Source organism: Pseudomonas putida (assembly GCF_002906855.1).
Classification (GTDB): domain Bacteria; phylum Pseudomonadota; class Gammaproteobacteria; order Pseudomonadales; family Pseudomonadaceae; genus Aquipseudomonas; species Aquipseudomonas putida_N.
On sequence record NZ_MINI01000048.1, the window covers coordinates 434639 to 447152 of the forward strand.

The following is a 12514-nucleotide window of genomic DNA, read 5'->3' on the forward strand; positions in this document are numbered from 1 at the left end:
GGAGATCACCATGGCGCTTGAACGCAGCGACGTGGAAAAGATCGCCCATCTGGCCCGCCTGGGCCTGAATGACGGCGAACTGCCACGCATTACTGACGCCCTGAACAGCATTCTCGGGCTGGTCGACCAGATGCAAGCGGTCGACACCAACGGCATCGAGCCCCTGGCCCACCCCCTGGAGGCCAGCCAGCGCCTGCGCCCTGACCAGGTCACCGAAAGCAACCAGCGCGACGCCTACCAGGCGATCGCTCCATCGACCGAAAGCGGTCTGTACCTGGTACCCAAAGTCATCGAGTAAGGGATAGAGCCTGCCATGCATGAATTGACCCTGGCCGAGATCGCCCGCGGACTCGCCGACAAGTCGTTTTCCTCCGAAGAGCTGACCGGCGCCCTGCTGGCGCGCGTCAAGCAGATCGACCCACAGATCAACAGCTTCATCAGCGTCACCGAAGAGCTGGCCCTGGGCCAGGCCCGTGCCGCCGACGCCCGTCGCGCCGCTGGCGAGACCGGCGCTCTGCTCGGTGCACCGATCGCCCACAAGGACCTGTTCTGCACCCTCGGCGTACGCACCAGCTGCGGCTCGAAGATGCTCGACAACTTCAAGGCGCCGTACGACGCCACCGTGGTCGCCAAGCTGGCCGAAGCCGGCATGGTCACCCTGGGCAAGACCAACATGGACGAATTCGCCATGGGTTCGGCCAACGAATCCAGCCACTACGGCGCGGTGAAGAACCCGTGGAACCTCGAGCACGTGCCTGGTGGCTCGTCCGGTGGTTCGGCCGCGGCTGTGGCCGCGCGCCTGCTGCCGGCCACCACCGGCACCGACACCGGTGGCTCGATCCGCCAGCCAGCGGCACTGACCAACCTCACCGGCCTCAAGCCGACGTACGGTCGTGTATCGCGCTGGGGCATGATCGCCTACGCCTCCAGCCTCGACCAGGGTGGCCCACTGGCACGCACCGCCGAAGACTGCGCCCTGCTGCTGCAAGGCATGGCCGGCTTTGACGCCAAGGATTCCACCAGCATCGACGAGCCAGTGCCGGATTACAGCGCCGCGCTCAACGGCTCGCTGCAGGGCCTGCGCATTGGCCTGCCGAAGGAGTACTTCAGTGCCGGCCTCGACCCGCGCATCGCCGAGCTGGTCCAGGCCAGCGTCAAGGAGCTGGAAAAGCTCGGTGCGGTGGTCAAGGAAATCAGCCTGCCGAACATGCAGCACGCGATCCCGGCGTACTACGTGATCGCCCCGGCCGAAGCCTCCTCCAACCTGTCGCGTTTCGACGGCGTGCGCTTCGGCTACCGCTGCGAAGAGCCGAAAGACCTGACCGACCTGTACAAGCGTTCCCGTGGCGAAGGCTTCGGCGCCGAAGTGCAGCGCCGCATCATGGTTGGCACCTACGCCCTGTCGGCCGGCTACTATGACGCCTACTACGTCAAGGCGCAGCAGATCCGCCGCCTGATCAAGAACGACTTCATGGCCGCCTTCAACGATGTCGACCTGATCCTCGGCCCGACCACGCCGAACCCGGCCTGGAAGCTTGGCGCCAAGAGCAGCGACCCGGTCGCCGCCTACCTGGAAGACGTCTACACCATCACCGCCAACCTGGCAGGCCTGCCGGGCCTGTCGATGCCAGCCGGCTTCGTCGATGGCCTGCCGGTCGGCGTGCAGCTGCTGGCCCCGTACTTCCAGGAAGGCCGCCTGCTCAACGTCGCGCACCGTTACCAGCAAGTCACCGACTGGCACACCCGCGCCCCTAACGGCTTCTGAGGAATTCACACATGCAATGGGAAGTTGTGATCGGGCTGGAGATTCATACCCAGCTGGCCACCCAGTCGAAGATCTTCTCCGGCAGCGCCACCACCTTCGGCTCCGAGCCGAACACCCAGGCCAGCCTGGTTGATTTGGGCATGCCCGGCGTACTGCCGGTGCTGAACCAGGAAGCCGTGCGCATGGCCTGCATGTTCGGCCTGGCGATCGATGCCGAGATCGGCAAGCGCAACGTGTTCGCGCGCAAGAACTACTTCTACCCCGACCTGCCCAAGGGCTACCAGATCAGCCAGATGGACCTGCCGATCGTCGGCAAGGGCCACCTGGACATCGCCCTGGAAGACGGCACCATCAAGCGTATCGGTGTTACCCGCGCGCACCTGGAAGAAGACGCCGGCAAGAGCCTGCACGAAGACTTCAGTGGCTCTACCGGCATCGACCTGAACCGCGCCGGCACGCCGCTGCTGGAAATCGTCTCCGAGCCGGACATGCGCAGCGCCAAGGAAGCCGTGGCCTACGTCAAGGCCATCCACGCCCTGGTGCGCTACCTGGGCATCTGTGACGGCAACATGGCCGAAGGCTCGCTGCGCTGCGACTGCAACGTGTCGATCCGCCCGAAAGGCCAGGCCGAGTTCGGCACCCGCTGCGAGATCAAGAACGTCAACTCGTTCCGCTTCATCGAGCGCGCGATCAACAGCGAGATCCAGCGTCAGATCGACCTGATCGAGGACGGCGGCAAGGTGGTGCAGGAAACCCGCCTGTACGACCCGAACAAGGACGAGACCCGCTCCATGCGCAGCAAGGAGGAGGCCAACGACTACCGTTACTTCCCCGATCCGGACCTGCTGCCGGTGGTGATCGAGGACAGCTTCCTCGAAACCGTCCGCGCTGGCCTGCCGGAGCTGCCGCCACAGAAGGTCGAGCGCTTCCAGAGCCAGTACGGCCTGTCGGCCTACGACGCCAACGTACTGGCTTCCAGCCGCGAACAGGCGGACTACTTCGAAGAAGTGGTGAAGATCGGTGGCGACGCCAAACTGGCCGCCAACTGGGTCATGGTCGAGCTGGGCAGCCTGCTGAACAAGCTCGGCATCGAGATCGACCAGGCGCCGGTAAGCGCCGCGCACCTGGGCGGCATGCTGCTGCGCATTCGTGACAACACCATCAGCGGCAAGATTGCCAAGACCGTGTTCGAGGCCATGGCCGCCGGTGAAGGCGATGCCGACAGTATCATCTCAAGCCGTGGCCTCAAGCAGGTCACCGACACCGGTGCGATCGACAAGATGCTCGACGAAATGCTCGCAGCCAACGCCGAACAGGTCGAACAATACCGCGCCGCCGACGAGGCCAAGCGCGGCAAGATGTTCGGCTTCTTCGTCGGTCAGGCGATGAAGGCTTCCAAAGGCAAGGCCAACCCGGGGCAGGTGAACCAATTGCTCAAGGCCAAGCTCGAAGGGTGAGCTGAAAAAAGCGGCGAGGGCTTTGCCCTCGATCGCGGGTCAAGCCCGCTCCTACAAGAGATCGCGCCATTCCTGTAGGAGCGGGCTTGACCCGCGATGGGCCGCACAGCGGCCCCAATGCACCGGAGCATCCGAATTGCTAAAACGATCCCTAGGTACGCTAGCCCTCTTCTCTGTCCTGGCCGGCTGCGCCAGCCACGACATCGACCCGCGCGGTTACAACGAAACCGGCACCGCTTCCTATTACGGCTCGCGCCACCACGGCAAACGCACTGCCAGCGGCGAACCGTTCAACCAGCACGGTCTCACTGCCGCCCACCGCAGCCTGCCATTCGGCAGCCGGGTGCTGGTCACCAACCTAGCCAACGACCGCAGCGTGGTGGTCCGCGTCAACGACCGCGGCCCGCATACCCGCGGCCGGTTGATCGACCTGTCACGTGCCGCAGCAGAAAAAATCGGCATGCTCCGTAGCGGAACGGCGCGCGTCCGGGTACAAGGTCTGAGCGACTGACCTGACAGGAGTCTGATCATTTTCGACCTGGCCACCCTCCCCACCTTCAGCCTGCTGCAAATGGGCGTTGCCCTGCTGCTGCTGATCGCCGGAGCCGAACTCCTGGTGCGCGCCGCTCTGCGCCTGGCCCAGCGCCTGCACGTGCGACCACTGATCATCGGCCTGAGCCTGGTGGCCTTCGGCAGCACCGCGCCGCAGCTGACCGTGAGCCTGCAAGCCGCCTATCAAGGTGCGCCCGACGTGGCCGTGGGCAGCGTGATCGGCAGCAACATCTTCAACGTGCTGGTCATCCTTGGCCTGGCCGCACTGATCATCCCGCTGCGGGTATCACGCCAACTGGTGCGCCTGGACATCCCGTTGATGATCGTTGCCAGCGGCCTGGTCTATGCGCTCTGTGCCAATGGCCACCTGGGCCGGGCCGAAGGGCTGCTGCTGCTGCTCGCCCTGGCCGGCTACCTGGCCATGCTGTGGCACCAGTCTCGCAACTATGCCCGCACCTATCCCGCCCAGAATGCCGGGGCTGCCAGCGCCGGGCGCTTCTGGTCCGGAACACTGCTGCAGGTGCTGTTCGGCCTTGGCCTGTTGAGCCTGGCCGGCCACCTGCTACTGGAAGCGGCCATTGAAGTGGCTACCGATCTCGGCCTGTCCGAACGCGTCATCGGCCTGACTGTGGTGGCCGTGTGCACGTCCCTGCCTGAACTTGCCGCCGCGCTGATCGCCGCCATTCGCGGCGAGCGAGAGATCGCGGTAGGTACGGTGATCGGCAGCAACCTGTTCAACCTGCTGGCAGTGCTCGGCCTGACGGCGCTGATCACCCCTGAGCCGCTGAGCATCTCGCCCAATGCGCTGGCGTTCGACCTGCCGGTAATGCTGGGTGTCGCGGCCCTGAGCCTGCCCGTGTTCTACTCCGGCTACCGTGTCACCCGCGTCGAGGGACTGGTGTTCCTCTGCCTGTATCTGGTCTATGGCCTGCATGTAGCGGCCTTCACCATGGGCATGCCACTGGCCGGGCGGCTGGAGCAATTGATGTTTTTCTATGTATTGCCGGTGCTCGGCTTGGTTTTGCTGTTCACCACTGTGCGAGCCTGGCGCAGGCAGCACTAGGGGCCTGGCACGGGATTGTGGGAGGACCACCAGGCGCTGGCCTTTCCTCTGCATCGCCCGTGAGATCGAGCGCCGCCCGCGCGGCGCATCGCGAGCTTTGCTCGCTCCTACGTTTGTTTTTGGCCAGTAACGCCTGTGACAGGCGCACGCGACCGCCTTGTTGGTACGACACGATATTGAGGCATGCGCCAAGGCGTTCGCGCGCAAATCCCACAGGAATGATTGGCCCGAAACAAACGTAGGAGCGAGCAAAGCTCGCGATGCGCCGCGCGGGCGGCGCTCGATCTCATTGGCGATAAAAATCTAACGGCGAACCTGGCGAGCCTTCTTCAGCTTGAAGGCCACCCACAGCACCGCAATCCACCCCGGAATCAGCATCACCGAGATGCGGATCGGCGGGGTCAGGTACATCACCCCCAGGATCAGCACGATGAACGCCAGGCACAGGTAGTTGGTCAGCGGGTGCCCCCAGCTCTGGTAGAACGGGGTAATGCCGGCCGCCAGCTTGGCCTTGCGGAACTTGAGGTGGGTAATGCTGATGCTGGCCCAGTTGATCACCAGCGCCGAAACCGCCAGTGCCATCAACAGGCCGAACGCCTCACCGGGCATCAGGTAGTTGATCAGCACGCACAGGCCGGTCGCAAAAGCCGAAACGCCCAACGCTGTCAGTGGCACGCCGCTGCGGCTGACCTTGAGCAGCTGGCGCGGCGCATCCCCCTGGCTGGCCAGGCCGAACAGCATGCGGCTGTTGGCGTACACGCAGCTGTTGTACACCGACAGCGCGGCGGTCAGCACCACGATGTTGAGGATGGTCGCCACCAGGTCGCTGTCCAGCTCGTGGAAGATCATCACGAACGGGCTGCCACCCTGCACCACTTTCTGCCAGGGGTACAGCGACAGCAGCACGGCCAGGGCGCCGATGTAGAAGATCAGGATGCGGTAGACCACCTGGTTGGTCGCCTTGGGGATGCTCTGGCGCGGATTGTCGGCCTCGGCAGCGGTGATACCGACCAGCTCCAGGCCACCGAACGAGAACATGATCACCGCCAGCGCCATCACCAGCCCGGTCACGCCATTGGGGAAGAACCCGCCGTACTGCCACAGGTTGGCCACGCTGGCATCCGGGCCGCCGTGGCCGCTGGCCAGCAGCCAGGCACCGAAGCCGATCATGCTGACGATAGCCACCACCTTGACCAGGGCGAACCAGAACTCCATCTCGCCGTAGACCCTCACCTGGGTCAGGTTGATCAGGTTGATTGCCACGAAGAAGATCGCCGCCGTGGCCCAGGTCGGGAACTCCGGCCACCAGTACTGCACATAGATACCCACGGCCGTGAGCTCGGCCATGCCGACCAGCACATATACCACCCAGTAGTTCCAACCGGAGACGAACCCGGCGAACTCGCTCCAGTATTGGTGGGCGAAGTGGCTGAAGCTGCCGGCGACCGGTTCCTCGACCACCATCTCACCCAATTGGCGCATGATGAAGAAGGCCATCAGGCCGGCGATGGCGTAGCCCAGCAAAACGGAGGGGCCAGCCAGCTGGATGGTCTGGGCGATGCCCAGAAACAGCCCGGTGCCGACAGCACCGCCTAGCGCAATCAGCTGGATATGGCGATTCTTCAACCCGCGCTTCAGCGGCTCGGGCGTGCTCTGGTCTTGCATGAAGTGTCCTTTGGCTCAGTGAGGCAGTGTTGTTGCTGTTGTTTTGCAGTCAAGGATCTAGATCCATCCGCCCCACTGCAAGATGAAAATACCAATATTGGTGGTGATCGCCGCCATTAGCGTTGTAATCACGATGATCGAGGCCGCCAGTTCGTGGTTACCGTTGGCGGCGCGGGCCATGACATAGCTGGCCGCTGCCGTCGGGCTGCCGATATAGAGGAACAGGATGCCCAGCTCGGCTCCACGGAAACCGCACAACCAGGCACCCAGGGTACCGATCAGCGGCAGCCAGACCATCTTCACCAAGCTGGCATCGATGGCCAGCTTGCCGCTGTCACGCAGCGCCGCCAGCGAAAGGGTGCCGCCGATGCAGATCAGCGCCAGCGGCAGGGTCATCTGCGCCAGGTAGTCGCCCGAGGTCAGCAGCCAGTTGGGCAGCGGCACCTGCCCGTAAGCCATCGGCGTGGCGACCAGCACGCTGATGATCAGCGGGTTGCTGAAGATGCTCTTGCAGATGCTCCAGGGGTCGGACTTGAGGTCCGGGCTGTACACCGCCAGCACCACCGACGATAGCGAGTTGTACATGAGGATCACCAGGCCGGCGAGCACCGCCCCCAGGGAGATGCCGTAGTCGCCATAGAGACTGGCGGCCAGGGCCAGGCCGATCACACCGTTGTTGCCGCGGAACGCGCCCTGGGTGTAGATGCCGCGGTCGGCCAGCGGGCTGCGCCAGATGGCCATGCCCCAGGACACGGCGAAGCCGACCAGGGTGGCGGCGACGAAGTAGAGGATGACCTTGGGCTGCACCGCCGTGGCCAGGTCGGCGTGGTAGATGCCGAGGAACAGCAACGCTGGCATGCAGACGTTGAACACCAGCTGCGAGGCGACGCGGTTGAAATTGTCGTCGATCAGCTGGATGCGTTTGAGCAACACGCCCATGAACAGCATGGCGAAGACGGGCGCCGTGATGTTCAGCGTCTGGATAAGAAGGGCGAGCATGCGCAAGCGGTCCTGATGGGGTTGCCGTTAGGCGGCTAATGATACGCCAACGCGTCAGGAATTGCGGGGATCGTGGAGGACTATCTTGATACACCTGTGCCGGCCCTTTCGCGGGGCAAGCCCGCTCCTACAGATTCACCGCCGACCCAGGGCCTGATGAAAATCCTGTAGGAGCGGGCTTGCCCCGCGAAGAAGCTTACACGGAGTCAGCGGCGAACCGGACGTTTCTGCAATTTGCGCTGCAGGGTACGGCGGTGCATGCCCAGCGCCCGCGCGGTGGCAGAGATATTGCCCTCATGCTCGTTCAGCACGCGCTGGATGTGCTCCCACTGCAAGCGGTCCACCGACATCGGGTTTTCCGGCACCAGCGAGTCCAGGTCGGCATGCTCCGACAACAGCGCGGCCAATACGTCGTCGGCATCGGCCGGCTTGCACAGGTAGTTGCAGGCACCGCGCTTGACCGCCTCAACGGCGGTGGCGATGCTCGAGTAACCGGTCAGGATCACCACGCGCATCTCCGGGTCCAGCTCCAGCAGCTTGGGCAGCAGCACCAGGCCCGAGTCGCCTTCCATCTTCAGGTCCAGCGTGGCGTAGTCCGGCAGGTCCTGTTGGGCCAGGATCAGGCCTTCCTCGGCGGAACCGGCAGTGCTCACGCGGAAACCACGGCGGCTCATGGCCCGGGCCATGACCCGGGTAAAGGTGGCGTCATCGTCCACCAGCAGCAGGTGCGGAAGTTCTTCGCCTTCGACCTGGTTTTCTTCGCTCATCATTCATCTCCTCGCTTGCCATGGGGCAGGCGCAGTTCGGTCAGGGTGCCACCCTGTTCATGACTATAGAGTTTCACCGAACCGCCCGCACGGGTCACGCTGGCCTTGCTCAAGAACAGGCCCAGGCCGAAGCCTTTGCCCTTGGTGGTAATGAAGGGTTTGCCGATCGCTTCGGCAATGGCCGGCGGCACGCCGGGGCCATGGTCGCGGATGCTGATCAGGATGTCCTGGGCGTCCCAGTCAAGGGTCACCTGCAGGTCATCAGGGCAGGCATCGGCGGCATTGTTCAGCAGGTTCAGCAGCGCCTGGGTCAGGTCCGGTGGCGGCGTCAGGCGCGGCACCTGGCCGTCGCGCAGGCGCTGGAAGCGGTAGCTGGCCTCCGGGCGCATCAGGTGCCAGCGGTTCAGCGCCTCGTCGAGCCAGGCGGTGACGTCCTGTTCGACCACCGCCAGGCGGCGGTTGGCCTCGGCGGCGCGCACCAGCTGTTGCAGGGTTTCCTTGCACAGCTTGACCTGGTCCTGAAGGATCTGCAGGTCTTCCTGCAGCAATGGGTCGGTGTGGTCCTGGCGCATTTCATTGAGCAGCACGCTCATGGTCGCCAAGGGTGTGCCCAGTTCGTGGGCCGCACCGGCAGCCTGGGTGGCCACGGCCAGCAGCTGTTCATCACGCAGGCTTTCTTCGCGGCGCTCGGAACGCAGTTGCTCCTGGCGACGCAGCTCCTCGGCCATGCGCGCGGCGAAGAAGGTAATTACGGCGGCGGCCAGGGCGATACTCAGCCACATGCCGTAGACCTGCATCTTGTCCCGCGCCATCGGCAGCCCCTCGAGCGGGTAGAACTGCACCAGCAGCAGGCTGTAGGCAGTCAGGGCGATACCCGAGAGGATCAGCGAATACAGCCACGGCAAGGTCACCGCAGCGATAGCCAGCGGCACCAGGTAATAGGACACGAACGGGTTGGTCGAACCCCCTGAGTAGTACAGCAAGGCGCTGTGAATCAGCAGGTCGCAGGCCAGCTGCAAGGCATATTCGGTCTCGGTGACCGGCAGCGACAAACGCAGGCGCAAGGCGGTGAAGGCGCAGAGCAGCGACGACAGGGCCAGGGTCGCGGCCAGCGAGAGCCACGGCAGCGGCAGCAGGTCGGTCCAGTAGGCGACGCCCACGGAGCCTGCCTGGGCGGCCAGGACCAGAACGCGAATGACAGTCAGGCGCCAGAGGTTCTGGCGTGTTGCGGACAACGGTTGTGCGGCGGCGAGCATGCGCTCTCCCGATGAGTGCTCCAGGAAAATCGGCTGGAGTATACCGAAGCCGGGCGCCCCACTGCAGCGATGCGGCAAAGCGCCACACTTTGTCACAAGTTCATGATGGCACTTTTGAACCCACTACACTGCTCCGGGTCTCATGGGCCATGCGTGGAATGGATGTCCAGAACCCACGCCAACTATTGCCAAGGAGTAACACATGCACATCCCACGTCGCGGCGCGGCCCTGATCCTTTCCTGCGGCCTGCTCGCCAGCCTGCCGGCACTGGCGGCCGACGAACCGCGCTACAACCAGGTATCGCTGCGCGCCGAAGTCAGCAAGGAAGTGGCGCGCGACCTGATGGTCGTGACCCTCTACAGCGAAGCGCAGAATACCGACCCGGGCAAGCTCGCCAAGCAGATCACCGAAACCATGAACAAGGCCGTGCAGCAGGCGCGCCAGGTCAAGGACGTGAAGATCAGCCAGGGCAGCCGCAACAGCTACCCGGTGTATGACAGCAAGGGCCAGAAGATCACCGGCTGGCGCGAGCGCGCCGAGCTGCGCCTGGAAGGTGCCGACTTCCCGGCCCTGTCCCAGCTCACTGCCGACCTGCTGCAGGACCTGAAGATGGGCGGCATGGACTTCTCCATTGCCCCGGCCACGCGCAAAGCCAGCGAGGATGAATTGCTCAAGGATGCGGTGAATGCGTTCAAGGCCCGGGCGCAGCTGGCCACCGAGGCACTGGGCGGCAAGGGCTACAAGGTGGTCAGCCTGAACCTGAACAGCTCCGGTTACCCGCGCCCTTACCTGCGCAGCGCGCCGATGGCGATGAAGGCCATGGCGGCTGACGAGGCGGCACCAGCGCCGGATATCGAGGCGGGTACCAGTGAAGTCAGCATGAATGCTGATGGCCTGATCGAAGTACAGATGCCTTGATGTCTATTGGGGGCGCAATGCGCCCCTAAACCCATTTTCAGACATTTCCTACGCACCACACAGGTGCGTCCTACACCTTCCCCCGCCTAGAAACATCCCGCAAAAAGCCATCATTTCGCCCACGCAAACGTTCAACTTCGCTGAAAGTTATACGAATGCGACATCCATGTACGCCCGTACTACTTTTCTGACGCCAACTATCCTTCTGCCTGTTGCATTGGGAATACCCCCTGCATAAGTATCCGCAGGTCGGCTCACGAGGCCACCTCAAATCAAAAATGACAACAATGAGGCCACCATGCTTAAACACGCAGTCATTCCGTTCCTGCTCGGTGCAGGCTTGCTCGCCGGCGCTCCGCTAGCCCACGCCGCGTCCAATCTGGTGTTCTGCTCCGAAGGCAGCCCGGCCGGCTTCGACCCGGGGCAATACACCACCGGAACCGACTTCGACGCCTCGGCCGAGACCGTGTTCAACCGCCTGACCCAGTTCGAGCGCGGCGGTACCGCAGTCATCCCTGGCCTGGCAACCAAGTGGGACGTGGCCGACGACGGCAAGACGTACACCTTCCACCTGCGCGAAGGGGTCAAGTTCCACACCACCGACTACTTCAAGCCGACCCGTGAATTCAACGCCGATGACGTGCTGTTCACCTTCGAACGCATGCTCGACAAGAACCACCCGTTCCGTAAGGCCTACCCCACCGAATTCCCGTACTTCACCGACATGGGCATGGACAAGAACATCGCCAAGGTGGAGAAGCTCGACGATCACACGGTGAAGTTCACCCTCAATGAAGTGGACGCCGCATTCATCCAGAACCTGGCCATGAGCTTTGCCTCCATCCAGTCCGCCGAATACGCCGGCCAGCTGCTCAAGGACGGCAAGGCCGCCGACATCAACCAGAAGCCGATCGGCACCGGCCCGTTCGTGTTCAGCAAGTACCAGAAGGACGCGCAGATCCGCTTCAAGGGCAACAAGGACTACTGGAAGCCCGAAGACGTGAAGATCGACAACCTGATCTTCGCCATCACCACCGACGCCTCGGTGCGCATGCAGAAGCTGAAGAAGAACGAGTGCCAGGTCACCCTGTTCCCGCGGCCGGCCGACATCGAGCCGCTGAAGGCAGACAAGAACCTGCAGATGCCACAGCAGGCCGGCTTCAACCTCGGCTACATCGCCTACAACGTGATGGACAAGATCAAGGGCAGCAACGAGCCCAACCCGCTGGCCCAGCTGAAAGTCCGCGAAGCGCTGGACATGGCCGTGGACAAGAAGAAGATCATCGAATCGGTCTACCAGGGCGCCGGCCAGCTGGCAGTCAACGCCATGCCGCCCACCCAGTGGTCCTATGACACCAGCATCAAGGACGCGCCATACGACCCAGAGAAGGCCAAGCAGCTGCTCAAGGAAGCCGGCATCAAGGAAGGCACCGAGATCACCCTGTGGGCCATGCCGGTGCAGCGCCCGTACAACCCCAACGCCAAGCTGATGGCCGAGATGCTGCAGTCGGACTGGGCCAAGATCGGCATCAAGGCGAAGATCGTCAGCTATGAATGGGGCGAGTACATCAAGCGTTCCAAAGGCGGCGAACAGGGCGCCATGCTGATCGGCTGGAGCGGCGACAACGGTGACCCGGACAACTGGCTCGGCACCCTCTACGGCTGCGACGCCATCGACGGCAACAACTTCTCCAAGTGGTGCTACAAGCCCTACGACGACCTGATCAAGCAGGCCAAGGCCACTTCCGACCAGGCCAAGCGTACCGAGCTTTACCAGAAGGCCCAGCACATCCTCAAGGAGCAGGTGCCGATCACCCCGATCGCCCACTCCACGGTGTACCAGCCGATGAGCGCCAAGGTGAAGGACTTCAAGATCAGCCCGTTCGCGTTGAACGCCTTCTACGGCGTCAGCGTGGACAAATAGGGTAGATCCCGGCCCCCGCCCGACCGCGGCGGGAGCCGTTCCACCGCAACCAAGCACTGCACACCCGCTCCGACGCTACCCGCGACGGGGTCGGGAAACTGTTGCCGCCATTCGTACCCCGAAGCGGCTTGAACAGCTGGAAAAGGA

11 protein-coding genes are annotated in these 12514 nt (G+C 63.6%); 7 read left to right on the forward strand and 4 right to left on the reverse strand.

Annotation, left to right across the window (positions count from 1 at the left end; translation table 11 throughout):
* The first annotated feature begins 10 nt into the window (after positions 1-10).
* The 5 genes from gatC to BGP85_RS24790 all read left to right on the forward strand — a co-directional run bounded on the left by gatC (position 11) and on the right by BGP85_RS24790 (position 4837).
* Positions 11-298: an Asp-tRNA(Asn)/Glu-tRNA(Gln) amidotransferase subunit GatC gene (gatC, locus tag BGP85_RS24770; protein ID WP_060511330.1), complete on the forward strand. Its 288-nt coding sequence runs from the start codon at positions 11-13 to the stop codon at positions 296-298.
* A 15-nt stretch (positions 299-313) separates the two neighbouring features.
* Positions 314-1765 carry an Asp-tRNA(Asn)/Glu-tRNA(Gln) amidotransferase subunit GatA gene (gatA, locus tag BGP85_RS24775; protein WP_103445584.1) on the forward strand — a complete coding sequence of 484 codons (1452 nt, stop codon included), beginning with the start codon at positions 314-316 and terminating at the stop codon, positions 1763-1765.
* Positions 1766-1776: 11 nt separating this feature from the next.
* Positions 1777-3222, forward strand: a complete 1446-nt coding sequence (gene gatB, locus BGP85_RS24780) for an Asp-tRNA(Asn)/Glu-tRNA(Gln) amidotransferase subunit GatB (protein WP_027920235.1) — start codon at positions 1777-1779, stop codon at positions 3220-3222.
* A gap of 136 nt (positions 3223-3358) precedes the next feature.
* Positions 3359-3733, forward strand: coding sequence for a septal ring lytic transglycosylase RlpA family protein (locus BGP85_RS24785; RefSeq protein WP_103445585.1), 375 nt, complete (start codon positions 3359-3361; stop codon positions 3731-3733).
* Positions 3734-3793: 60 nt separating this feature from the next.
* A complete protein-coding gene (locus BGP85_RS24790) occupies positions 3794-4837 on the forward strand; it encodes a calcium/sodium antiporter (protein ID WP_103445586.1) in 1044 nt (347 codons plus the stop codon).
* A gap of 303 nt (positions 4838-5140) precedes the next feature.
* Here BGP85_RS24790 and BGP85_RS24795 read toward each other — a convergent pair whose 3' ends face one another.
* The 4 genes from BGP85_RS24795 to BGP85_RS24810 form a co-directional block, all read right to left on the reverse strand.
* Complete coding sequence (locus BGP85_RS24795) at positions 5141-6502, reverse strand: amino acid permease (RefSeq protein ID WP_103445587.1); 1362 nt, start codon at positions 6500-6502, stop codon at positions 5141-5143.
* Positions 6503-6559: 57 nt separating this feature from the next.
* Positions 6560-7501, reverse strand: coding sequence for an AEC family transporter (locus tag BGP85_RS24800; protein ID WP_103445588.1), 942 nt, complete (start codon positions 7499-7501; stop codon positions 6560-6562).
* Positions 7502-7707: 206 nt separating this feature from the next.
* A complete protein-coding gene (locus BGP85_RS24805) occupies positions 7708-8268 on the reverse strand; it encodes a response regulator transcription factor (RefSeq protein WP_079229623.1) in 561 nt (186 codons plus the stop codon).
* Positions 8268-9524: an ATP-binding protein gene (locus BGP85_RS24810; RefSeq protein WP_027920241.1), complete on the reverse strand. Its 1257-nt coding sequence runs from the start codon at positions 9522-9524 to the stop codon at positions 8268-8270. The genes BGP85_RS24805 and BGP85_RS24810 overlap by 1 nt, the downstream gene beginning before the upstream one ends.
* Before the next feature lie 202 nt (positions 9525-9726).
* Between BGP85_RS24810 and BGP85_RS24815 the strand changes: the two genes are divergently transcribed.
* Positions 9727-10443: an SIMPL domain-containing protein gene (locus tag BGP85_RS24815; protein ID WP_079229624.1), complete on the forward strand. Its 717-nt coding sequence runs from the start codon at positions 9727-9729 to the stop codon at positions 10441-10443.
* Between the two features lie 298 nt (positions 10444-10741).
* Positions 10742-12367: an ABC transporter substrate-binding protein gene (locus BGP85_RS24820; protein WP_103445589.1), complete on the forward strand. Its 1626-nt coding sequence runs from the start codon at positions 10742-10744 to the stop codon at positions 12365-12367.
* Positions 12368-12514 lie beyond the last annotated feature (147 nt).